General features: G+C 69.0%; 23 protein-coding genes and 2 pseudogenes. 12 read left to right on the top strand and 13 right to left on the bottom strand.

The annotated features are described in order from the left end of the window. Positions 1-98: 98 nt before the first annotated feature. Positions 99-1,259, bottom strand: coding sequence for a glycosyltransferase (locus tag HH310_RS21570; protein WP_169177405.1), 1,161 nt, complete (start codon positions 1,257-1,259; stop codon positions 99-101). Between the two features lie 275 nt (positions 1,260-1,534). Between HH310_RS21570 and HH310_RS21565 the strand changes: the two genes are divergently transcribed. Then, positions 1,535-1,816, top strand: coding sequence for a DUF3099 domain-containing protein (locus tag HH310_RS21565; protein ID WP_169177404.1), 282 nt, complete (start codon positions 1,535-1,537; stop codon positions 1,814-1,816). Between the two features lie 13 nt (positions 1,817-1,829). Here the strand turns inward: HH310_RS21565 and HH310_RS21560 are convergent, their stop codons facing one another. After that, positions 1,830-2,444 carry an NAD(P)-dependent oxidoreductase gene (locus tag HH310_RS21560; RefSeq protein ID WP_169177403.1) on the bottom strand — a complete coding sequence of 205 codons (615 nt, stop codon included), beginning with the start codon at positions 2,442-2,444 and terminating at the stop codon, positions 1,830-1,832. A 104-nt stretch (positions 2,445-2,548) separates the two neighbouring features. Between HH310_RS21560 and HH310_RS21555 the strand changes: the two genes are divergently transcribed. Then, entirely contained in the window at positions 2,549-2,938 is a 390-nt protein-coding gene (locus HH310_RS21555) for a helix-turn-helix domain-containing protein (RefSeq protein ID WP_169177402.1), read from the top strand. Between the two features lie 345 nt (positions 2,939-3,283). Further along, the gene (locus tag HH310_RS21550; RefSeq protein WP_169177401.1) at positions 3,284-4,030 is read left to right on the top strand and encodes an MBL fold metallo-hydrolase; all 747 of its coding nucleotides are present in this window, start codon (positions 3,284-3,286) and stop codon (positions 4,028-4,030) included. A 773-nt stretch (positions 4,031-4,803) separates the two neighbouring features. Here the strand turns inward: HH310_RS21550 and HH310_RS21540 are convergent. Beyond that, complete coding sequence (locus tag HH310_RS21540) at positions 4,804-5,094, bottom strand: hypothetical protein (RefSeq protein ID WP_169177332.1); 291 nt, start codon at positions 5,092-5,094, stop codon at positions 4,804-4,806. A gap of 260 nt (positions 5,095-5,354) precedes the next feature. Here HH310_RS21540 and HH310_RS21535 point away from each other — a divergent pair, with 260 nt between their 5' ends. Both HH310_RS21535 and HH310_RS21530 read left to right on the top strand, forming a co-directional pair. Beyond that, a complete protein-coding gene (locus tag HH310_RS21535; protein WP_169177400.1) occupies positions 5,355-5,738 on the top strand; it encodes an HPF/RaiA family ribosome-associated protein in 384 nt (127 codons plus the stop codon). Between the two features lie 146 nt (positions 5,739-5,884). Next, positions 5,885-6,361, top strand: a complete 477-nt coding sequence (locus HH310_RS21530) for a peptidoglycan-binding protein (protein ID WP_169177399.1) — start codon at positions 5,885-5,887, stop codon at positions 6,359-6,361. Between the two features lie 688 nt (positions 6,362-7,049). Here HH310_RS21530 and HH310_RS44875 read toward each other — a convergent pair. The 5 genes from HH310_RS44875 to HH310_RS21505 form a co-directional block, all read right to left on the bottom strand. Beyond that, the gene (locus HH310_RS44875) at positions 7,050-7,790 is read right to left on the bottom strand and encodes a hypothetical protein (protein ID WP_211192449.1); all 741 of its coding nucleotides are present in this window, start codon (positions 7,788-7,790) and stop codon (positions 7,050-7,052) included. A 484-nt stretch (positions 7,791-8,274) separates the two neighbouring features. After that, positions 8,275-9,663 (bottom strand): MFS transporter, encoded by a 1,389-nt coding sequence (locus HH310_RS21520; RefSeq protein ID WP_248294242.1) that lies wholly within the window; start codon positions 9,661-9,663, stop codon positions 8,275-8,277. Beyond that, positions 9,638-10,573: an alpha/beta hydrolase gene (locus HH310_RS21515; RefSeq protein WP_211192448.1), complete on the bottom strand. Its 936-nt coding sequence runs from the start codon at positions 10,571-10,573 to the stop codon at positions 9,638-9,640. Before HH310_RS21515 ends, HH310_RS21520 begins: the two co-directional genes overlap by 26 nt. A 100-nt stretch (positions 10,574-10,673) precedes the next feature. Then, positions 10,674-11,630, bottom strand: coding sequence for an AraC family transcriptional regulator (locus HH310_RS21510; protein ID WP_169177396.1), 957 nt, complete (start codon positions 11,628-11,630; stop codon positions 10,674-10,676). 51 nt (positions 11,631-11,681) lie between these two features. Next, positions 11,682-12,551, bottom strand: coding sequence for an AraC family transcriptional regulator (locus HH310_RS21505; protein ID WP_169177395.1), 870 nt, complete (start codon positions 12,549-12,551; stop codon positions 11,682-11,684). 233 nt (positions 12,552-12,784) lie between these two features. On the opposite strand from HH310_RS21505, the gene HH310_RS21500 reads away from it, so the two are divergent. Next, positions 12,785-13,852: a class I SAM-dependent methyltransferase gene (locus HH310_RS21500; protein ID WP_169177394.1), complete on the top strand. Its 1,068-nt coding sequence runs from the start codon at positions 12,785-12,787 to the stop codon at positions 13,850-13,852. 9 nt (positions 13,853-13,861) lie between these two features. Beyond that, the gene (locus tag HH310_RS21495; RefSeq protein WP_169177393.1) at positions 13,862-14,260 is read left to right on the top strand and encodes a rhodanese-like domain-containing protein; all 399 of its coding nucleotides are present in this window, start codon (positions 13,862-13,864) and stop codon (positions 14,258-14,260) included. Positions 14,261-14,305: 45 nt separating this feature from the next. Here the strand turns inward: HH310_RS21495 and HH310_RS43980 are convergent, their stop codons facing one another. After that, positions 14,306-14,764, bottom strand: coding sequence for a hypothetical protein (locus tag HH310_RS43980; RefSeq protein ID WP_248294269.1), 459 nt, complete (start codon positions 14,762-14,764; stop codon positions 14,306-14,308). 132 nt (positions 14,765-14,896) lie between these two features. On the opposite strand from HH310_RS43980, the gene HH310_RS43975 reads away from it, so the two are divergent. Then, the gene (locus HH310_RS43975; protein WP_248294268.1) at positions 14,897-15,118 is read left to right on the top strand and encodes a hypothetical protein; all 222 of its coding nucleotides are present in this window, start codon (positions 14,897-14,899) and stop codon (positions 15,116-15,118) included. A 164-nt stretch (positions 15,119-15,282) separates the two neighbouring features. Here HH310_RS43975 and HH310_RS43970 read toward each other — a convergent pair. Next, positions 15,283-15,540: pseudogene (locus HH310_RS43970) on the bottom strand (helix-turn-helix domain-containing protein); the annotation flags it as partial. A 260-nt stretch (positions 15,541-15,800) separates the two neighbouring features. Between HH310_RS43970 and HH310_RS21485 the strand changes: the two are divergent. The 3 genes and pseudogenes from HH310_RS21485 (at position 15,801) to HH310_RS43960 (ending at position 17,671) form a co-directional block, all read left to right on the top strand. Then, positions 15,801-16,580, top strand: a complete 780-nt coding sequence (locus tag HH310_RS21485; protein WP_169177392.1) for a DapH/DapD/GlmU-related protein — start codon at positions 15,801-15,803, stop codon at positions 16,578-16,580. A 304-nt stretch (positions 16,581-16,884) separates the two neighbouring features. Then, positions 16,885-17,148 (top strand): annotated as a pseudogene (locus HH310_RS43965) (acyl-CoA dehydrogenase family protein); the annotation flags it as partial. Between the two features lie 70 nt (positions 17,149-17,218). Next, positions 17,219-17,671 carry an acyl-CoA dehydrogenase family protein gene (locus HH310_RS43960; RefSeq protein ID WP_312034249.1) on the top strand — a complete coding sequence of 151 codons (453 nt, stop codon included), beginning with the start codon at positions 17,219-17,221 and terminating at the stop codon, positions 17,669-17,671. Between the two features lie 49 nt (positions 17,672-17,720). Here the strand turns inward: HH310_RS43960 and HH310_RS21475 are convergent, their stop codons facing one another. Then, the gene (locus tag HH310_RS21475; RefSeq protein WP_312034248.1) at positions 17,721-18,194 is read right to left on the bottom strand and encodes an NUDIX hydrolase; all 474 of its coding nucleotides are present in this window, start codon (positions 18,192-18,194) and stop codon (positions 17,721-17,723) included. Between the two features lie 121 nt (positions 18,195-18,315). Continuing rightward, a complete protein-coding gene (locus HH310_RS21470) occupies positions 18,316-19,566 on the bottom strand; it encodes a DUF2786 domain-containing protein (RefSeq protein ID WP_248294241.1) in 1,251 nt (416 codons plus the stop codon). A gap of 244 nt (positions 19,567-19,810) precedes the next feature. Here HH310_RS21470 and HH310_RS21465 point away from each other — a divergent pair, with 244 nt between their 5' ends. After that, positions 19,811-21,007 carry a S9 family peptidase gene (locus tag HH310_RS21465; RefSeq protein ID WP_248294240.1) on the top strand — a complete coding sequence of 399 codons (1,197 nt, stop codon included), beginning with the start codon at positions 19,811-19,813 and terminating at the stop codon, positions 21,005-21,007. A gap of 51 nt (positions 21,008-21,058) precedes the next feature. Here the strand turns inward: HH310_RS21465 and HH310_RS21460 are convergent, their stop codons facing one another. Then, on the bottom strand, positions 21,059-22,003 hold the full coding sequence (locus tag HH310_RS21460; RefSeq protein ID WP_169177390.1) for an NmrA/HSCARG family protein: 945 nt from the start codon (positions 22,001-22,003) through the stop codon (positions 21,059-21,061). Positions 22,004-22,648: the final 645 nt, after the last annotated feature.

The following is a 22,648-nucleotide window of genomic DNA, read 5'->3' as shown; positions in this document are numbered from 1 at the left end:
GCCGTGCGGCCCTTGCGCAGCCCTTTCGCCGTGCGGCCCACGCGCAGCCCTTTCGCCGTGCGGCCCCAGCTCGCGGCCAGCCCTGTCGCCGTCCGGCCTCAGCTCGCGGCCAGCGCCTCGGCCAGGTCGGCGGCGACCCGCTCCGGAGCGGACATCGCCTCGATCTCCCGGCGGATCCGGCCGGCCGCGTCGGCGTACGCGGGATCGGTCACCACCTGGCGTACCGCCTCGCGCAGCACCGGCGCCGACACCGGGCCGGGCGGCAGGCCGATGCCGGCGCCGGCCGCGTGCACGGCGACGGCCTGCACCGGCTGGTCGAGGCCCTGCGGCCAGACCACCAGCGGCACCCCTTCGGCGAGACAGCCCAGCGTCGTGCCCGCGCCGCCGTGGATCAGCGCCGCGGTAACGCCGGTGAGCAGCCGGGACAGCGGCTGGAACGGCACCACGGTGACGTGCTCGGACCGGTGCCGGACCCCGGCCACGTCGGCCCCGGGGAGGATCGTCGCCACGAACTCGACGTCCAGCGGTTCGCTGCCGCCGGTCAGGTCGTCCAGCAGCTTGACGACGACCTCCGACGCGGCGAACTGCGAGCCCAGCGTGATCAGCACGCGCGGCCGGCCGGGCACCGGGGCGGGCAGCGCCGGCGCCGCCCCGGCCGAGTCGCGGTGCGCCTCGGGGCGCAGTGTCAGACGCTCGGCCTTGGTGGGCGTCCGGGAGGCGCTGAGGCCGTCCGGGCAGGTTTCGAGCACCCACCGCCCGGCCGGTAATCCGATCGGCGGCTCGTAGCCACGCGCGACGAAACGGGGTGCCGCGTTCGCCGCGATGGCGTCGAGGAACTCCGGCGGAGTGGCCGGGCCGAGCGAGACGGTGGCCAGCGGCGCCGTCAGCCCGGTGGCCACGAGAACGCCGACGAGATCGAACATCTCGTTGACGATCAGGTCCGGCTGCCACTGCCGCGCCAGGTCCAGGGCCGCGTCGCCGCCGAGGTCCAGCCGCGCTCCGGCGAAGAATTCGGCCACCGCGCCCGGTACGGCGCCCGCCACCTGATCCACGCCGCTGCGTCGCGCGGCCTCGGCGAACATCTCGTCGGTGGACGCGCCCGCGGGCAAATGCTCGAATCCTTCGATGGATACGTCCGGGGCCATCGAACGCGCGGTCAGAAAAGCAACCCGATCACCCCGCCGTACGAATGCGCGGGCGAGTGGGAGAAGCGGATTGTAATGGCCTTTACCCGGAACACAGGAGAACAGAACCTTCATGCGAGTGAGCGTATGTTTCGCCCCCGATCCCGTCACCGTGACGCATAACGCCGGTACATGGCACGGGAAAATGTCACATCCCGGTCGCCGAATTCGTCCCATCGGAGGGCTCCGTGCACCCACGGCACGACCGGGAACTTCGAACCCGAACTTCCGGTGACTCAGCCCCACGGCCGTACCGGGAAATGGTGTTTTGAATTGATCGACCGGCAGCTCTCCGGGTGCTGCCGGACACCAGCTGTCACATCCGCGGGGGCCGCCGCGTCATAGTCATCGTGAGGAAACAGTCGGAGCGGCCCGTTGTCATCACGAACGCGGCCCCGAGTCAGCAAGCGCAGTTGCACAGCCGGCAGGTCCGCTACGTGCTGATGATGGGCGTGCGGACCGGCTGTCTCGTCCTGGGCGCCGTGCTGGTCAGCGTGCACCCCCCGTTACTCTGGGTGTGGCTGGCCCTCTGCCTCGTCGGCATGGTGTTCCTGCCGTGGATAGCCGTCCTCGTGGCGAACGACCGGCCGCCCAGGTCGAAGACGCCCCGGCTCCGGGACATGCGCACGTGACCCGGCGCGGGATTCAGGACCGGACGCTGGCGGTCGCCCGGTGGTGGCGCGGCGCCTCGATCTCGTCGAGCAGCGCGACCGCGAAGTCCGCGTAGGTGATCAGGCTGGACATATCCCCGTGGTCGGCGAACCGGTAACGGCCGCTCGGCGTGCCATCGTGGTCGAAGTTGCCGGCCGGAGCCACGTACGCCCAGTCGAGCTCGGACTTCCGGAGCTCGTCCAGGCCGGCCAGGTGACCGAGGGCGAAGACTTGATACTCGGTCGGGAACCCGGGCTGCTCCATCAACGGCGCACCGGACGCCCCGGGCAGGATCGACGAAATACCGACAACCACCAGCCGCCGTACGCCCGCTTTGGTCAGACCGGCATCGAGAGCGCGCGCCGACGCGGTGAAAAACTCGTTCGGTGGCGCCGTCACGTCCACGGCCGCGCTGATCGCCGCGTCGTGCCCGGCGGCCGCCGCGGCGATGCTCGCCGCGTCCGTGACATCACCGGTGACCACCCGGACACCGGCCTGGTCGTGGTGCCCCCGGCGCACCACCGCGGTGACCCGGTGCCCGCGACGCGACGCCTCGGCCACCGCCTGCCGTCCGGCCCGGCCGCCGGCTCCGAAGACCACAATGTCCATAGTTATCCGCCTCTCTCCAACGCCCGGAGCTGGTGCTCCCACGCCGGTTGCGAAGCTATCGACGACGGTGGTTACCGATCGGATACCGGCTATCGTGAGGCTCCATGAGGCAACCCCTTCCGGCCGACATGTTCGACGAGGTCTGCCCGTCGACGCTCAACCCGATCCGCTTCGGCGACAAGTGGGCGGCGCTGGTCGTCCGGTGCCTCGAGCAGGGGCCGCGCCGGTTCTCCGAGCTGCGTGTGCCGCTGCGCCGGGTCACGCCGAAGGTCCTCACCCAGTCGCTGCGTTCCCTGGAACGGGACGGCCTGCTCACGCGCACCGTCATCGGGCCGCACGTGGAATACGAGCTGACCGCGGTGGGCCGCAGCATGCTCGAACCGCTGACGGCGGCGTGCGCCTGGACCGAGCGGCACTTCGACGAAATGCTGGACTCCCGGGAGGCGTACGACGGGCGTACCGGAAATTCGGGTTGGGACGCCGCCACCGGCTGACCGGCCCCGGCTGTTGGCCCTCGTCTGACCAGCTGCAGCTGACGGCCCTCGACTGACCGGCTCCAGCTGACGGCCCCCGGCTGACCGGCGCCAGCCGACGGCCCCCGACTGACCGGCGCCAGCCGACGGCCCCCGACTGACCGGCGCCAGCCGACGGCCCCCGACTGACCGGCGCCAGCCGACCGACCCCGACTGACCGGCGCCAGCCGACCGACCCCGACTGACCGGCGCCAGCCGACCGACCCCGACTGACCGGCGCCAGCCGACCGACCCCGACTGACCGGCCTTGGCCTACCGGCGCCGGCCCCGGCTGACTCGCCCCGGCGCGCTGGCACACTTGCCTGCATGGGCGATTGGTTTGCGCTGTCCGAAGTGACCGGTGACGTCATCCGGATCTCCGAACCGCACGTCAACGATCTGCTGGCGGCGAACTTCTGGTGGCTGCGCGGCAACGATCGCGACATCGTGGTCGACGCCGGGCTCGGCGTCGTCCCCTTGCACGAGGCCATTCCGGGCATGTTCGAGCGCGACCCGATGGTCCTGCTCACCCACGCCCATCTGGATCATGTCGGCGGGGCGTCCGAGTTCGGGGACCGGGCCGCCCATGCCGCCGAGTCGGAGCTGCTGGCCGCGGGCGTGCCGGCCAGCCTGTACGGCCCGGAGCTCTTCCACGAGCTGGGCATCGACGCGGCGGGAGAACCGGTACCGGAACTCATGATCGACGCCCTGCCCACGCCCGGCTACGACCCGGCCACCTACCTCGTCGCACCCGTGACCCTGCACCGACTGCTCGACGACGGCGATCGCATCGACCTGGGCGGCCGCGAACTGACCGTGCTGCACCTGCCCGGCCACACACCCGGAAGCATCGCCCTGCTGGAGGAGCGCACCGGCACCCTGTATTCAGGCGACATCATCTACGACGGCGGCCTGATCGACGACCTGCCGAACTCCGACGTGGCCGACTACCGCCGCACCATGGAGTTCCTCACCGGCCTCGACGTCGCCGTCGTCCACCCCGGCCACGGGCCCAGCTTCGACCGGACCCGCGTTCGCCAGCTGGCCGAGGCGTACCTGCGGCGGAAAGCCTAGAGACGTTTCCAGGTCGGGTTCCGAATCCGCATTGTTCCCTTTCCAAGCCCGGGCCGCGGCGGATCTCGATGCCGTACGGGTCGCGCAACCCGAACCGGCAACCGGCAACCGGCAACAGTGCGTGAACTGGTCTGCCAGCACCAGCTCACAAGCCAGGCGGCAAACTCGTTTTGCGACTCGCAGCCCGCGACCGACATCCGCCGCCGAGATACCCGATAAGCCGCACATGTCTGCAGGTCGACGCACGCCTCGCCGATCCATCCTACTATGTGGCGATCCCGACCACATCCTGAGTTTCATCGAGACCTTGGAGAGTTACGCCCACATGCGAACCCTAAGTATCCAAGGTCTACAAAACATCAGAGAACGCGGCCGACCAAACGGGGACGAAAGCGGAAAACGACGCTCCACTATGGATGTAATTCTCGCATTGTGGACCTGCTGCCACGATGTGGTCACCAATCCCGCACAACGGACGCGGATCCCACATGATGGCACTGCAGGGGCGTTGCAGGGCCGCGGTGGGAGCCGACCTGGCTTCCAGGGCGATTCCTGTCGGGTGGACGGTGAGACGCGCCCGCCCGGCGAAGCCGCAGCAATGCCCGCCCCCGCGCTGCGATCCCGATCGACGATGCCACGAGACGACCTCGGCTACCGTCGGCAGAGCCGGCCCGCCCAGACAACGCGAACAGCAACCAGATGTCCGGCATGGTCGCCAACCAGGTGCGCATCTATACGCTCCGCCCGGACGTGCGGAGCCGGCGCAACACGGCTTATATGACGTGTGCGCACGTCGGCAGGGGTGCGGGTTCCTGGGTTGGCGCCCGCGCGTACGCCTGTTTTGGCGTGTGCGGGTGCTGGCGTCGCTGGCCGGGGTGGCACTCCTGGGCTTTTCGTGCATCGCCGGCGGGTTTGCTCGCGGCCTTGCTCGCGGCCTTGCTCGCGGCCTTGCTCGCGGCCTTGCTCGCGGCCTTGCTCGCGGCCTTGCTCGCGGCCTTGCTCGCGGGTTTGCACGCGGCGTTGCCCGCATCCCCACTCGCGGCCTTGATCGCGGCCCTGCTCACGCGGGCTTGCTCGCGGGTTTGCACGCGGCGTTGCCCGCATCCCCACTCGCGGCCTTGATCGCGGCCCTGCTCACGCGGGCTTGCTCGCGGGTTTGCACGCGGCGTTGCCCGCATCCCCACTCGCGGCCTTGATCGCGGCCCTGCTCGCGCGGGTTTGCTCGCGCGGGTTTGCTCGCGGCGTTCGCTCGCGGGTTTTCGATCTTACGGATCGGGGAAATCTTGCGGCGATACGACGTTTACGCCGGTTTTGAGGAGATGTGATGAGTGCTGTGGCCAACCCAGCGAGCGTCGGCGAGTGCCTTCGGGTCGGCGCCGGATTCTCGCAGGGCGACCTGAACTGGATCGTCGAGCAGTTCGCGACACTCGACGGCCGGCTCGCCTCGTTCCCCACCGACACGACCGAGCTTGAGGTGTCGGTCAAGGATCGCGCCGCGCGGGGCCAGAAGGTCACCCTGGAATGCTGGATCGCCGGCCGGCCGAAGATCGTCACCACCTCGAGCGAGGACAACCTGCACGACGCCCTCAACGACGTGCGCGACGACCTGCGCCGGCGACTGAACGACGCGAAGTCGAAGCAGGAGCCCAGGCACAACCGCCACCTCCGCGAACACGTCGAGCCGGAATCGACAGACGTGCTCGAATAGAGCGAGCGATCGGGGACGGACGCACACCGCGCCCGTCCCCTTCCCGCCTTTCATAAACATTGTCCTTGATCGATTAATCCATTGACGCTCGTGAGAACGAGTCGTAGGTTTTGATCCACAATGGAAGATCGGGGAGCCAAATGATCATGCGAACGACCCTCAAACGCATCGGTGCGGTGTGCGCCGCCGCGGTCCTCGGCCTCGGCGTGAGCCTGGCCGGTGCCGGCGCCGCCAATGCCGACCCGGTGGGCTTTGCCACCGCGTCGTGCACCAAGGCCGCCCAGTTCCGGTCCGGCGCATATGAGGCCCAATACGTGCCGGTCACCGCGAGCGGCAGCACCAACTGCGGCCTGTCCCGCGGCAACAACAGCACGGCGGTCTGGGGCCTGCAGAACAACTTGAACATCTGCTACAACCGCTCCCTGGTCCCCGACGGCGACTTCGGCACCAACACCTACAACGCCTTGGTCTACGCGCAGGGCGTCATGGGCGCCGGCAAGGACGGCCAGTTCGGCCCGGAGACCCGCTCCAAGATGTCGATGTATTTCGCGCTGAGCGGCACCACGCCCCTGTGCATCAAGTGGAGCACCAAAACCTGGACGTTCGACCACTTCCAGAGCTGACGCCGCACTCCCGCCGGACGGGGCACCAACCCAACGTCCGGCGGGACGTACACCAGCGGATCAACCAGGACCCGCATCGAGAGCACAAGGACCGACGGCTGCTCGCGTCGGACGAGCCGCCCGGCGCCGATCTGCGAGGGCCGTCGCTGTGGGGAGCTGGGACCTTCCGGCCGTGGCGACTCCCCACACGTGGCTGGGGGTGGCCGCGGTGTGGGCAACCGCAGCATCCCAGGCGTCGCGACTCCCCACACCTGGGTGGGGGTGGCCGCAGTGTGGGCAACCACAGCATCCCAGGCGTCGCGACTCCCCACACCTGGGTGGTGTGGCCGCGGTGTGGGGAACTGCGGCCTGGTGGCGCAATATCGGCCTGGTCGCGGTCGCCTTCCGGCCGTCGCGGCTGCCCACACCCGGGTGGGGCGGCCACTGTGGTGAGCTGGGACCTGTCCGGGCCTATCGACGCGGGGCGGTGGGCGGCTGGCTGACGCCCTCCGCGCGGCAATGCCCGTCCCGAGCCACCGCGCTGCGTTCCCGGCCGCCGGGCTACGAACGTTCGATCCCGCGTTGGCCGGCCCACACTCCTACCAGATTCCGATGGATCTCCAGGTCGTCACCTCCCCAGCAGGCTGAACGACGGAGATCTCCACGCGGTCGAGCGGTACCGGAGAAACCCGGTACCGCTCGTCGCACGTCAGGAGCCGATCGGGCACAGAGTTTCGATGGCCAGACCGTCCGTGTTGACCTTCTGCAGGGCGGCTGCGCTGGGGGCCTGGCCCTTCTGCGCGTCCGCCACGATCTTGCCGGCGTCGTTGGCGAGTGTCGTCATCGCGGTCCGCACCTTGTCGCTCTTGGCCTTGGCGGCGGCCGTGTTCAGGTCGGTGATCGCACTCTGCACGGAGTCCAGCGACTGGTTTCCGGTGACCTTGAGGATCGCCGCCTGACCGGGAGCGCAGCCAGGGTCGAGGGAACTCGAGTTCGAGGCGGAGACGACCAAGGCGATACCCAGACCCGCGACGACCACGGAGATGACGACGCCGGAGACCGCGAGGCCGCGGCCCCGCTTCTTGCCCTTACCGGTCTGGAAGATGGCGATGAGGCTCAGCACGAACCCGAGCACGCCGCCGAGGAAGGACAGGACGAAGCCGGCGATCGCCAGTCCGCTGAAACGCTGCTGCGGCGGGGCCTCAGGCGAGTAACCGGGTCCTGGCGGGTAATCCTGACCCGGCGGGTAACCCGGACCCGGACCCGGCGGGTAATCCCCGGGAGGCGGCGGATAGCCGCCCCCGGGCGGCGGATAGCCCTGATTGCCCGGCGGGGGGAAACCTTGATTGCCCGGCTGCGGGTAGCCCTGGCCATCGCGCGGCGGATAGCCCGGCTGGCCGGGCGGCGGCGGGTAGCCATAGCCGCCGGTGGGCGGCTGGTCGTAGGACACTACTTTGTTCCTATCAGGAGATACTCAGCTTCGGCGGCTGCACATTACTTGCTCAGGCGCGAACCCGCCGACACCGTTTCCCAAACCGTTACAACGGTGTCCCTATCGGGTTACACCTGCTCACTTACGGTGCCAGCGATGTCAAAAAGCAATGCGGCGAATTCGGCCGCGCACGACCAAAACGGGGCCTGCCGATGGACGCGCAGTGACCATCCAGAATCTCCTTTTCAGCGAATGCGGGCGGTTACTTTACTCGCGTCCCGACGCAGTTTTAAGCATGCCGGATATCACGGCCACGGAGATGAACCATCGGCCTCGTTTGTGGAGGGTTCTCAAGAACTGGATCTTCCCGTTCACGAAAGGCTCCCCGGCCCTCTCACACGGATACTGCGGATGACGAAGCTCACCGCGAGCCGCGCCGGCGAGCTGTCGCCCAACTCACCGGCGGCCATCTCATGCTGGACGGCTCTCCGAGGCGATACGGCTACTCAGCGTTGACAGGCTCGGCCGGTCGGTGTCCCAGCGGCACCGGCCCGGGACCACGCTCGTCGAACGTCCGCACGTCCCGCCGCAGCAGCGGGACGATGGTGCTGGCAGCGAGCACCACGGTCGCCGCCAGCAGCACCCTCCGCTCACCCCAGGCGCCGAGCGCCAGCGGTGCGAGGGCCAGACCGACAGGCGCCAGACCGAAGGTGCCGAGCATGTCCACCGACATGACCCGGCCACGCAGCTCCTCCGGGATCGACTTCTGCAGCGCCGTGTACCAGAGCACCCCGAAAACCGCGTACCCGGCGCCGGTCGCCACCATCGCCGCACCCAGCACGAACAGCGGCAGTTCCAGGGCCAGCGCCACCAGTTGCAGACCCAGCAGTGCCAGGGCCGACACGGCCACCGCCCCCGGCAGCCGTGGCTTCCACGAGGCGATCAGCATCCCGCCGAGGATCGCGCCCACCGCCTGGAGCCCGGTCATCAGGCCGTAGTAGGCGAGAAGGCCGCGTTCCTGGAGCAGGATCGGCAGCAGGACCAAGGCGGGCGACATGACCAGCAGCAACTGCAGCGTCCCCTGCAGAATGATCGTCAGTACCCAGCGGCGTTCCCGCACCAGCGCGAGGCCCGCCTTGGCCTCGGTGAGGACGTTGCCGCCGGCCTGCCGCTCCGGCCGGGCGTCGCCCAGGCCGAGGAGCATGAGCATGCTGACCCCGAACGAGCCCGCGTCCAGCCAGAAGGCCGGCCCGGGCCCGGCGAACGTCAGGATGAGTCCGCCGACCGCCGGCCCGGCCACCAGAGCGAACCTGTTGGTGATCGAAACGAGGGCGTTGGCCCCGGCCAGGCCCTCCTGGGGAACCACCGAGGGCACCAGTGCTCCGTACGCCGGTTGGAACAGCCCGAGCCCCACACCCATCAACGCGGCCAGCACAACGGCGAGCGGCAGCGGCGCCGCGGCCGCCCCCAGCCCGAAGCCGACGGTCGCGCCGAAGCGGAGCGCGTCCGCCCCGATCATCATCCGGCTGCGGCGGAACCGGTCGGCCAGCACGCCGCCGAGCAGGGACACCGCGACGAGCCCGGCACCGTCCGCGGCGACCACGTAGCCGAGGTCGGCGGTGCGATGCGCGCCCAGCACCGAGGCGGCGAGCGCGACGGTGAAGACGCCGTTACCGGTCGAGCTGAGAGCTTGCCCGAACCACACTCGCCGGAACCGGGAGTGGCGCAGCGGCACCAGAAAGGCGGGGCTTTCACGGACGTCCTTGGTCGAGGCTAGGCGCGACGGTAAAGCTGAGACGGTCAAAGCCGAGGCCGTGGACGCTATCCGAGGGCCGTCACCGACGGCGACCCATTTTTGGGCATGGTCAGGCCAGCGCCCGCCGGACGGCATCGATGCGGAGCCCCCAGATCCGCCGGCCGAGCGCCGACTCCGGGGCGAACGTCTCGGCGCCGTGGTAGGCACCGGGATGCACATGAAGCTCGGTGGGGACGCCCGCCGCCATGAGCCGCTGGGCGAAGCCGACGGCCTCGTCCCGGAACACGTCGACGGTCCCGACGTCGATGAACGCCGGGGGCAGGCCGGCCAGATCGGAGGCGCGGGCCGGCGCGGCGTACTGGTCGGCGGGCCTGCCGCCGAGATACCAGGCCCAGCACTCGATGTTGTGGCTCCGGTCGAAGGCGCCGATGTCGGTGATCTCGTGGCTGGACGCGGTCGTGTTGGTGTCGTCGATCATCGGCGAGAACGGCATGATGAACCGGATCGAGGGGCCCTGGCTGTCGCGGGCCCGCATCGCCACCGCGATGGTCAGGTTGGCGCCGCTGCTGCCGCCGACGATGGCCAGCCGGCCCGGCGCGAAGCCGAGTTCGGCGGTGTTCGCGGCCGTCCAGACCAGGCCGGCGTAGCAGTCGTCGAACGGCGCGGGATAGGGGTTTTCCGGCGCCTGGCGGAAGCCCACCGAGACCACGACCGCGCCAAGCTGGTCGCACAGCATCGTCGCGACCGCGTCCTCGGTCTCGAGGCTTCCGAAGGACATGGCGCCGCCGTGGATGAACACGATTCCCGGGCCGGTTCCGTCGGCGCCGGCCGGGCGATAGACGCGTACCGGAAGATTGGGGTCGCCGCTCGGCCCGGGGATCGTGCGGTTCTGTTTACTGACGCCGGGGTTGGCGGGCGCGGGCAGGCTGTCGATCAAGGCCTCGAAGACTGCCCGGCGCTGAACCACGTCGGGTATGCCGGCGATGCCGCCGGGCACCGCCGCCAGCAACTGTTCGAGGGCCACGCGGGCCTCAGGATCGATCAAGTCATGACGAGAAAATCGGAGTTCTTCCACGTCGAGGACGCTAATTTCGCAGCGCGTAGCGAAGCTATCCCTGAGGCGTACGAGAATGTCCCTGGAGCGCTTAGGTCCCGCGCAGCGTTTCCGACGGCAGGACACCGAAGGTCGAACGGTAGACCGCGGAGAAGTGCCCGAGGTGCGTGACTCCCCATTTGTGCACGATCGACGCCACGGTGACCTCGGGGCCCGAGTCGCGCAGGTCGGCGTGGATCCGCTGCAGGCGCACGCTACGGAGGTACTCCATCGGCGTCGTTCCGAGATGTTTGCGGAATGCGGCGTGCAGTGTCCGGACGTCCACATTGCAATGCGCGGCGATGTGTAAGGGGGTGAGCGGCAGGTTCGCGTTCCCATCGATCAGCTCGGTCGCCGCACACAGGGTCGGTGAGAAACCGGCGCCGACCCGGCGATCGAGGTATTCGCGATATTCGTGCTGTGTCACCGACAGGAAACCCCGGACGAGACTGTCCGATAGCGAGGCCGACACGAACGAATGCCGTACGAGATCGCGGGACCGGTGCACGGTGCGCACCAGCTCGATCCACGCGGCCAGATCCGGCGTGCCGGTCCGCACCTGCGCCTGGAAACCGACGGATCGCCGGACCCCGCGCCCGAGCATGGCGGCGATCTCGTTCTCGAGCGGGCCCTCCTCGAACCACACCAGGAGAGCCTTAGTGCGCGCGCTCCAATGGATCAGATTGACCGGTTCCCGCGGAGCGACGACCAATCCGAGGCTCGGATCGACCAGGACCGTTGATTTCTGATGCTCGATGCAGACGAACCCCTGGACCGGCAGGAAGAAGCTGTAGCTGGACCGGAAACCGCCGAGCTGGATCGCGGCGTCCGCCTCGTACACGATCTCGGAGATCCGCACCGGCCCGAGCGGCATGTCGTCGAGGCTGAACGAGAAATCGCGCGGATCCCCGAGATGCGATATGCGATGGGTGAAAAAGAAGTTCCCACAGTACGCGCTGACCTCGTCCGCGTCCGTGGAGCGCAACAGAGAGGTTCCACGATTCGTCATCACCATCCGGCCACCATTCATCGATCCCGCTCCATGGAATGCCTGGCCGGGTCAGGCCGTGGTCACGCGCTGCCGCAGCCGGCTGGCGTCCTGCGCCGGAGGCAGACCGAAGGCCCGCCGGTACTCGCGGTTGAACTGCGAAGGGCTGGCATATCCGACGACGGTGGCCACCTGTGCGGCGCTGCCGGCGCGGGCCAGCAACAAACGCCGCGCCTCCTGCAGCCGTAGCTGTTTCTGGAAGCGGATCGGGCTCATACCGGTGGCCGCTTTGAACTGCCGGTGCAACGTGGCAACGCTCATGTGCGCGGTGGCGGCGATGGTCTCGATGCTCAACGGCTGGTCATAGTTCTCGCGAATCCACCGGGCGGCCGCGCGAATCCGGGACAGGCTGGAGTCGGCGATCGCGAACTGCCGCAGCACGGGGGCGACGGGACCGTTCAGCAGCCGGTACAGGATTTCGGTCTCGATCCCGGACGCGAGTGGTCCGATATCGGCCGGGGTGTCGAGCAGGCGCACCCATCGGGTCACCGCATCGGCCAGTTCCGGGGTGATCGGTGCGGCGACCTGTCCATCGGGACTGGGCAGCGCGCGCAGTTCGGTCGTGTCGAGTTCCAGGAGAAGGCCGGCCAGCACGGTGGCGTCGAGGCGCAGCACAACGCAGCGAAAGGGGGCTTGGTGGGCGCTGGCGGTGACCGGGACTTCGAGCGAGTTGAGGAACAGATCTCCGCGCCTGATCAGCCATGTGCGGTCACCGGCGGTGGTCCGTTTCGCCCCCTCGACGGCAAAGCAGATCATCGGCTCGTGCAGCAGTTCGGCCGATGCCGTCTCCTCGACGCTGACCAGACTCAGGCGTGGCACCGCCGTATGCGTCCACAACGCGGCGCTGTGGCGGGCGACGGCGGCACTCAATTCGTCGAGCATCCATTTCTCCCGATGCGATTTTTAGGCAAGGCCGCGCGATGCCACGGCCATGACAGGCATGAGCACGCACTCCTACGGTCAAAACCGTGCTCCGCGCAAGCGTCCGCGTACCGCAATTATCAGGTCCGTATCCAGGCGGTGACCCGTGGCGTCCAACACAGCGACACGCTCGCCATTCAGCCGCACGAGGCCGAGGAAGGCAACAGATCGAGATCGTCCTTAAGGAAACGGAAATGGATAGCGGAAATACGTTTGACGAGGGACGCATGATGCAGTTCCTCGGGCGGGTCACCGGCGACGCCGGTGCCGCGTTCTCGGCGATCTCGACGGTGCTGGGTGGCCGGCTCGGGCTCTACCAGGCGATGGCGATGGCCGGCCCGGTGACCGTGCGGCAACTCGCCGAGCAGACCGGGCTGTCCGCGCGTTACGTCAACGAGTGGCTCGCGCTGCAGGTCGCCAACGAATACGTCGTGGAGGAGAACGACACCTATCTGCTCCCCACCGAAAACGCCATGGTGCTGAGCAACGCCACGTCGCCGGTCTATCTCATGGGCCTGTTCGGGATGCTGCCCAGCCTCTACGCGAGCGGGAAAACCTTGGAACAGGCCTACCGTACGGGGGACGGAGTCGACTGGGACGAGCACGGCGCGGAGTTCTTCGCGGCCGCGGCGGAGTCGTTCCGGCCGGGTTATGCGGCCGCCCTGGTCTCGCGGTGGTTGCCGTCGATCTCCGGTGCCGTCGCGAAGCTGGACCGCGGCGTCGCGGTCGCGGATGTCGGATGCGGTTACGGGCATACCACCGTCCTGATGGCCAAGGCGTTCCCGCGGTCCCGATTCGTCGGCTACGACCCGCACCTGCCCTCGATCGTCGCGGCTCAGCTGCTGGCCGAGCGGGAAGGAGTGGCCGACCGGGTCACCTTCGAATTCGCCGCGGCGTCCGCTTTGCCGGCGCGGACCTTCGAGCTGATCACCTACTTCGACTGTCTGCACGATCTCGGTGACCCGCTGGCCGCCCTCGTCCACGCCGAGCGGGCACTTGCCGACGACGGCGTATGTCTGATCATCGAGCCGAACGCGCCGGCCCGTCCCAGCGAGGCCGGCACGCCGATCGAGCGGATCTTCTATGCGCTGTCGCCGATTCTGTGTCTTCCGGCCGCGCTTTCCGGCGGTGGCGGTCCGCAGGCGCTGGGCAACCACGCCGGGGAGGCGGCGCTGCGCGAGATCGCCGCCCAGGCCGGCCTACGGTATTGGCGGCTCGCCGCGGAAGGCCCGGTCAGCCGGGTCTACGAAGTCCGGCGCTAGGACGAACGCGTGCTGACTCCTCCCCCCGGCTCGCGCGGCATCGACGAGATCCTGGCCGCGGCCCGCACCCGGCTGCACCGGCTCGACCCGCGGGCGGTGGCCGACGCCCTGACGCGCGGCGCGATCCTGGTGGACATCCGCCCGCAGGCGCAGCGGTCCGAGTCCGGCGAGATCCCCGGCGCCGTGATCATCGAGCGCAACGTCCTGGAGTGGCGGCTCGACCCGCGCAGCGACGCCCGGCTGCCGTTCGCCGACCGCTTCGACCTCGAGGTGATCGTCTACTGCCAGGAGGGCTACACCAGCAGCCTGGCCGCCGCCTCGCTGCAGGACCTGGGCCTCCACCGGGCGACCGACCTGACCGGCGGCTACCTCGCGTGGCGCGCCGCAGGCCTCCCGACAAAGACCTAGACCGCGAGCGCCGCAAGGCAGGGGGTCACGCGAAGGTAGACGTGATTACACGATGCCGATCCGGGTGGCGAACTCACGAACGCCGGACAGGCTGTAGCTGGCCGGTGCCGAGAGGAGGTCGTGGGTGAGCTGCTGCGACCAGGGCCGGTAGCGGACCTCCTCAGGGACGTCACGTTCGGCGGCGAGCAGGGTGTCGAAGGCTGCCGAAGCCCGGCCGCGTCCCTGTAACGCCAGAGCGGTGTCTTCCCAGTAGCGGGCGCGGCGCTCGGCGTCGGTGATCGAGCGTGGATCGATCTTGCCGGCGTAGTCGACGGCGGCGCCGTAGTCGCCAAGCTTGCGAGCGACGCCAATGCGGTAGACGGCGAGCTCGGTGGTGTTGAACCGAGTGGAGGTCCCGGCCGCGCGGGCCGGTTGTTCCGCCTCCGACAGGAGCATCCCAGCGGTGTCGCGGTCGTCGCGGATCGCCGCGGTGTAAGCGGCGACGGCCAGCAACTGCCCGTACATGGCGTGGAAGGCAGCGCCGATTCCGTGGTAGAGCTGCGCAGCTCTCCGGCCGCCTGCAACACGAGCTTTTGAGCGCTGTCACGGTGGTCGACGCGGCGCAGCACGGTCGCCGCGAGCCGCCGGCTCTCTGCCATGATCAGCGGACTGTTGCCGGAGGCTGCCGCCTGTACGGCCCGGTCGGCGGTGGCGCAGGCCAGGCCATTGTCGTACAGCTTGATGAGCAGTTGCGTCGCGACGCCGTACGCCTCGGCGAGCCGCTGCGCGGCGGCGGCCTGCTCGCTCGGCCCGGCGGCCGAGCGGCTGGCGACTGCTTGGGCGAGCAGCCTCGGCAGTCGCCGGGCGAGCCGGGTGTAGCGGGTAGCCCGGTAGTCGGCTCGAGCGGCGGCGATCTGGGCTGCCAGTCGCTGGCCGGGCAGCGGCTCGGCAGTGAGCCGGCCGAACACCACGTCCTCGATAGTGGGCCCGGTCGGCGCCGCGGTGGCCGGCGTCGCCGGAAACGCCGCTGCGGCGCCGACGGCCGCTGCGCCTGCAAGGAAGTTGCGTCGGTGCACGGTGTCGCCCTCTCCGTCCACAGTTGTGGCCAGGGTAGCCCCGGCGGCTGGTCCGGACGTGGATGCCAGGCCGAACATTTCCGCAGGTACGTCGTACAGGTCAGCCAATGTGCGTAACTCGGTGACGTCGCGGATGGCCCGGCGCCCGCTCTCCAACCGCGACAAGGTCGACGCCGAGTAGCCGCCAGCCACGCCGAGCTGCCCCAGGGTCAGACCGGCTGCCATGCGGGAGAACCGCAGGATCGTGGCGAAGTCGCGGGCATGAACTGCCCGCTGGACCGCCGGATTGGCCGTCCAGTGCGGGGGTGCGGTCACGGTGGCTCCGTTCGTCGCACGGGAGTTTCAGGGTGACCGTCCGATTGCAGATCACGCAAGCCGCTTGCAGGGGAAGTGAGATGCCTTCTTGTCGGCGCCCGATGCGGGTGCACTGGATGCATGGCCCGCCTCACCTGTCACCGACGGGCGCCGAGTTGCAGGGAGTTTCGATGACACACCCGACGACACTTGCCGAGCCGATCACCGCGGCGCAGCTCGTCCAGGCCGGACTGCTGCGGATCGGGCCTGGCTGCCGCGTGCACCCGACCACCGTGTTCCTGGCCGCTGATCTCCAGGGCGTACACCGCCCGATCGTGCTCGGTGAGCAGGTCACCGTCGGCGCGAACGCCGTGCTGCACGGCGGCTTGACCATCGGCGACCACGCCTATGTCGGGCATCAGACCATCCTGGGCGAGCCCGAGTACGGCTATGCCGTACGCGAGTACTACTCCGGCGCGGGCGGCACCACGATCCTTGGCACCGCGGTGATCATCCGCGCCGGTGCGATCATCTACGCCGGTGTCACGATCGGTGACGACACCACGATCGGGCACCACACCCTGCTGCGCACCGGTGTCAGCGTCGGTGCGCGAAGCCAACTCGCCGCAAACCTCACCGTCGAGCGGGGCACCCGGATCGGCTCCGGTGTGCGCTGCTCGCCCGGCTCGCACTTGACGGCCGACACTGTGGTCGGCGACCACGTGTTCCTTGGCGCCGGCGTCCGTACGATCAACGACAAACAGCTGATCTGGCGACAGCCCGAGATCGAGTTGGCCTTGACCCCGCCGACCTTCGGCGAAGGCTGCAAGATCGGCAGCGGCGCCGTGGTGCTGGCCGGCGTCGCCATCAGCGCGGGTGCGCTGGTCGGCGCCGGTTCGGTGGTCACCCGAAACGTCGCCGACAACACGATCGTTTACGGCGTACCCGCCGCGGTGTACACGAAAGGGTGACCCCGTGAACGCCCTGGCGTGGCTGGAACCTTTGCGCAGCAGCGTGCCCGAAATCGACCCCGCGGGGTGGATCGCCCTCGAACGTTTCGACGCCACCCTCGATGGGCTGTGCCCGGCTGCGCCCGCTCGAACCGATGCGGTCGCCTGGTCAGCGTGGCTGCTCGGGCTACGCCGTGAATTGGCCTCCCGCGGGCATCGGGCGCCGTCCGGTCCGGTCGGCCCGTTGTGGCAGACCCTCGCCCAATTCCTCGCCGGCGCCCGCGATCTCGATCTGCGCGACTGCACCGGCGCCGGGCACGGCGCGATGGTGCTCACCCACTCCCCCACGGCCACCGCCAATGCCTGGGAGCAGCGGCTGCGCGCCGGTGAGCTGATCGGCATCGCCGCGACCGAACGCCACGGCGGATCCCGCATCCGCGAAATCACCACCCAGGCACGCCTGGGCAGAGACGGACGATGGCGCCTGACCGGCGAAAAGTGCTGGGTGTCGCGGCTGACCGAGGCGGCCGCCTTCGTCACCTTCGTCCGTGACCCGGACGGAAGCATCAGCGCGGTCCTCGTCGACGCCGAGGACCCGCGAATCGAACGAGAGGTGGTCGAGCCGTTCGGGCTCGGCGGCTGGGGCTGGGGGGTACTGCGTGATCACCGCGACCGCGTTGGGCACCGCAGCCAGTGTGCACGACCTGGTCACCGACGTGCTCGCTGTCCGCCACGACATCGGGGTCCTGGAGCGGGTCCGGGACAACGCGCTGATCATGCTGGGTCGCACTCATGCCCAGATCACCGCGGCGCTGCTGGCTGCCTTGACCACCAGCCGGCTCGCCGCCACCGATCATCCGCAGGCCGGGCTGCTCGCACGCCTCGGCAAGGCAGCCGGCGTCGACACCGCCGTACGGGCCGTCACCGACTTGGCCCCGCTGATCGGCGCGGCCGGTTACCAGCGCCGTCACCCTGTCGCCAAGGCGTGCGCCGACCTCACCGGACTGCTTTACGCGGACGGTATCCACGACAGTCTCTACCGCTCCGGCGGCATGAGCCTGCTGGCCGCCCACATCAAGAACCGGCCGGCGGAACTCGCTGCCGTTGCCTGATCCCGAGCACAACAGGTTCTGCGGCGGAGCCTGTCCATGGCCTCGGCGGTCAGGCCACGAAAAACCCGTTCTCCAGATAGGCCACTGTGCCCTCGGCCCGCGCCCGGACCGCCGCGCTCATACGGCGGGCCAGCGACGCCGAAAGCCGCTCACCGGCTTCCTGCTCGGTACACCACGCCCAGCCGTGCAACTCGTCGGCCGGCAACCGAATCTGCTCGGTCTGCGACGGCGTCAGAAACCCGCCGTCGAAGACCATCATCAGGCCCTCGGTACGACCCGGGCGCGGCGGCACCCAGTCGACCACCAGCAACCGGCCCGGCCGCAACGCAAGGCCAAGCTCCTCCTCGAGTTCCCGGATCACGGCAGCAAACGGCGACTCATCGGCCTCCACCGAGCCGCCAGGAGCCTCGAAGTGCGGCTTATAGGTGGGCTCCACCAGCAGCACCCTGCCCCGATCATCGGTCAGCAGCGCGGCAGCCGCCATCCGCTTGCGCGGCAACGTCGAGGTGAAGTCGTCGGTCACCGCGTCAGGCTAGTCGTCGTCGCGCGTCAAATGATCCAGGCGTCGCCGAGCACGCAAACCAGTGCCCGCGGAGGGACTCAACGAGCCGTTCGCCAGCCGCCCGAGCAGCTAGCGGTTTCCCTCAGCCGGACAGTTTCGCCCGACCCTGGAGAACGGCACGGTCGGCGGCGGCACGGCCGGATGCCCAGCCCTCGCTGTTGTTCACATGGGTCGGAACCTGCGTCATTTCCGGGAACTGCTCGCTGAAGGCGTCGTTCACGGCCTCGGTCCGGGCGGCGAGCACGGGCACCAGAGCGGCACCCCGGTCCGAGGCTGCCGCTTCCTGGCCGATCCGCTCCGAGGCCGCGTTGAGTCGTTCACCGATCCGCGACGCGTACGAGGTCAGGAAGGACTGCCGGAACGAACGGGTGGTGTTACGCCCCGACCTGTCGGTTTTCGACCCGGCGCCCGTCATGACCCGGGTCGCCTGCACCAACAGCGAGGTGAACAGCACCTCGGTGGCGTCCAGATCCGAGGCATAGCCGACCACCGCGACCAGTCCGAACCGTTTCATCCACACCGCGCGGCAGCTGTTCGCGTCGGCCACCACCTGCAGCAGCAGAGACTTCGCCGCCTCGTACGGGTTGTCGACAGCGATACGCACACTACTCGGCCGATCGCGCTTGCCCGCCGTCGCCGCGAGCAACGCGTGATCGATACGGTGACGGGTCATCAATTCCTGAGCTTTTGCCGTGTACGCCTCGGCCTCCTCCGGAAACTCCGTCCGCTCGGCCTTCGCGAGCAGGGCCCGTACGCGATCCAGGAGCCGCTGGTCGAGGTGCCCGTTCGCAGCCACCGTGTCGACGACACCGGGCATCGGGCCGATCGGCTCGACTGCTGGCATGGACAACAACAGGTGCAGAACCTCGATCGCCGTGGTGATCGCGGCGGCGCGGTCGACGCCGTGGCGGACCGCCCAGACATCGACGAAATGGTCGTCGTGCGTCCACCAGACGTCCGCCTCGACGGCCTCGAGCTGCGCCTTCCACGTACGGTCGACGGAGGCGATCGGATAGGCACGGATCTGGGCCGCGCAGGCGTCGGCGACCAGCCGGGCATGCCGCGCACCACCCTCGCGGCGGGCCGCCCGGACAAGCTCGGACGGCTGCCAGCCGCGACGCCAGGCGTGCTCCACCTCGCCGACCAGCGAAGAGAGCAGCGCCCGGTTGACAACCTGCACGCCGACCGCGCCCCCTGGGCCGGCAACCAGCAGGTCACGGCAGATCTCGAACTCGTCCGCCTGCTGGTGGTGGACCGCGGCGATCGCCCGGTCGATCAGTTGCTCGGGCAGCGGACCCTCGCTCCCCGGAAACGGACCCACGGGTTCGCCCAAGACAGAGGGTCTACGGTTCCGTGCCGCGTCGGCAGCCTTCCGCTTGGCCTTGTGCCGCTCCCGGCTGTTCCTGCCCACGGGACCCCTTTCCGGCTGGCCGACCCACGCGCGATCCGAAAATGGTAGCCGCCGGGGCCGACGGCGGGCTCGAGGGTCACTCGGACGCATGGTGCGGCCAGCCCTACCCCGGATCCGGGTGCTGGCGTTCCTGACTCGCCGCGCACTGATCCCTAGCGTCGAACGCATGAGGAAACTGCTGAGTTTGAGCATCGCGGGGACGCTCATCGCATCCTCGCTGGGGGTGGCCGCGTCACCGGCCACGGCGGCGAACGGCCGGCTCGTGTCGGCCACCGCACTGCACACCTACGCCACCCGCTCCGACGTGGACGCGGCGCTCACCACCGACAAGTTCGATCCGGGCACCGACCGCTACGGCGTGCGCACCTACCGGCTGGTCTACCGTACGACGGACGCAACCGGGCATCCGACCACGGCGAGCGGGCTGGTCGCGCTGCCGATCAACGATCGGATGCGTCTGGACACGGCGTCGTTCGCGCACGGCACGTCCATCTACAAGGGAGACGCGCCGTCCGTCTCCGACGACGTGTTCCTGATCGGCCCGGCGCTCACCCTCGCGTCGGCCGGCTTCGCCGCGGTCGCGCCCGACTACCTCGGTCTCGGCCTCGGTCCGGGTGCGCATCCGTGGATGGACATCCCGTCGGAGACGACCGCGTCGCTCGACCTGCTGCGCGCGGCGCGGGCCTTTGTCGCTGGTGCGGGCCGGCAGCTCTCCCGCGACGTCTACGCGTCCGGCTTCTCGCAGGGTGCCTCGGCCGCTCTTGGCCTGGCTCGCGCGCTGCAGTCCGGCGCCGACCCGTGGTTCCGCGCGGCCGCCGTGGCCCCGATCAGCGGCGCCTACGACTTCCGCCACGCGGAGATCCCGGCGCTGTTCACTCCCGAGGTGCATCCGGTGCTGGCCAGCGCGTACACCACGTACCTGCTGTCCGCGTACGACCGCCTGCACGACATTTATCCGGACCCGGCCGACATTTTCCAGCCGCCGTACGTCGGTCTGCCCGCCCTGTTCGACGGCACGCACCCCGGCGACGAGATCATCCCGGCGCTGCCGCCCACGATCGACGATCTGCTGACGCCCCGGGGCAAGGCGCTTTTGCTGCACCCGACCGGCCGTTTCGCCGCGGCGCTGGCCGTGACCGACAGCGTCTGCACCAACTGGGATCCGGCCATGCCGGTACGCCTCTACTACAGCCCCGGTGACGAGGAGGCCGTCAACGCCAACACCGAGCACTGTCATGCCACGCTGGGCGCCCCCACGGTGAACGTGGGCGTCAACACCACCTACAACGGTTTCGTCCACGAGGGTTCCGAGGTGCTGAGCGTGCCGCGGGTGACCCGCTGGTTCCTCGATCGAAGCCACTGAACCGCCGCACCGCTTCCGGCCGCGCCGGAAGCGGTGCGCACTACGACCAAATCAGTCGGTGGGGATCAGGTGGCCGTTCAGGCGCAGCCACTCCTCGTACGACTTCAGCGCCGGGTGCAGCCGCCGCACCTCGTCGAGGTCACGCCCCGCGATGAACTGCTCGGCGAACTCGTCGTAGTACTGGTGCATGTTGCCGACCTCGACGCCGAGCGCGCCCCGCTCGCGGTATTCGTCGGCGCTCAGCGGGCGGTAGACGACCGGCTCGCCGACCGTGCGCGTCAGCCCTTCGGCGAGCTGGTGCACGGTGAGGAACTCGCCGGCCACGCTGACGTACTTGCCGACGAACTCGTCGCCGGCCTTGAAGATCTGGTACGCGACGGCGCCGATGTCCTCCGCGGCGATACCGGCCAGGCGCGATTCGCCGTTCGGCCAGTCCAGGGTGAGCACACCGTTCGCGTCCCGGGTCGCGCGCCACCCGTTGATGAGGTTCTCCCAGTAGAACGCGGTGCGCAGGAACGTGGTGGGCACGCCCGCGTCACGGAAGAGCCGCTCGGCGTCGGCCTTCACGTCGAAGTGCGGCACCTTGTAGCGGTCCTGCAGCGTGGGCATCCGGTCGTCGTCGACGGGGATGCTGTCGCGGGTGTCCTCCAGCGTCGACCAGACGACGTGCTTGAGCCCCGCCTTGCGGGCCGCGTTGGCCAGGTTCCGCGCCTCCGCCAGCTCCTTGTCGGCGGACAGGTGCTCCCAGAAGTTGGTGATGATGAAGGCGCCGTACGCCCCCTGGAAGGCCCGGACGAGGCTCTCTTCGTCGTTGTTGTCGGCCTGGACCACCTCGGCGCCCTTCTTGGCGAGCAGTTGCGCCCGCTCCGAGGTGACGTCGCGGGTCAGAGCCCGCACCGCATACCCACCATAGGGATCGGACAGGATCGCCTTGGCAGCACCGCCGCCCTGGTATCCGGTGGCACCGACGACGGCGATGATCTTGTTCTCGCTCATGAGGACGCTCTATTCGTAGTCCGTGATCTTTGTACGACCTGCAAGCAACCAACACGCTACGTCGTCTTCTTAAAATCTGAAAGATCGAAATATCACACGGCACTACATCAATGTCTGGTATTTTGCCAGCTCAGCCACCCCGAGTGGGCTTCTCCCCCCGTTCCGCTGTCTCGTTGATCACCACTATCCGGAGTGGTCTCCAGTTGCCGAACGTCACGGACCCACCCGGCGAACTGACCGACCGTCAGCTGCTCATCGCCCGGCTGGCCGCCACCGGCAGACCAAAAAGGAGACCGGCGAGGAGGGGTCGAGCAACCCGCAACCCGCGACCGGCACTGGCACCCGGGCAACCGGGCAACCGGGCAACCGGGCAACCGGGCAACCGCAATAGTTCTGCGACTCGCGGCACGCGATCGACATCCGCCGCCGAGTTGCCCGACGAGCCGCACCTGTCTGCAAGTCGACGCGCACCTCGTCCACCCATCCCACTATGTGGCAATCCCGACCACATTCTGAATTTGGTTGAGACCTTGGAGAGTTACGCCCACATGCGAGCCCGAAGTTTCCAAGGTCTACGAAACGTCAGAGAAAGCGGCCGACGAAACGGGGACGAAAGCGGCGAAAAGATACTCCACTGTGGATGTA

Origin of the sequence: Actinoplanes sp. TBRC 11911, from assembly GCF_012933445.1 — a bacterium.
Lineage (GTDB): Bacteria > Actinomycetota > Actinomycetes > Mycobacteriales > Micromonosporaceae > Actinoplanes.
This window is presented reverse-complemented; position numbering and strand designations above follow the sequence as displayed.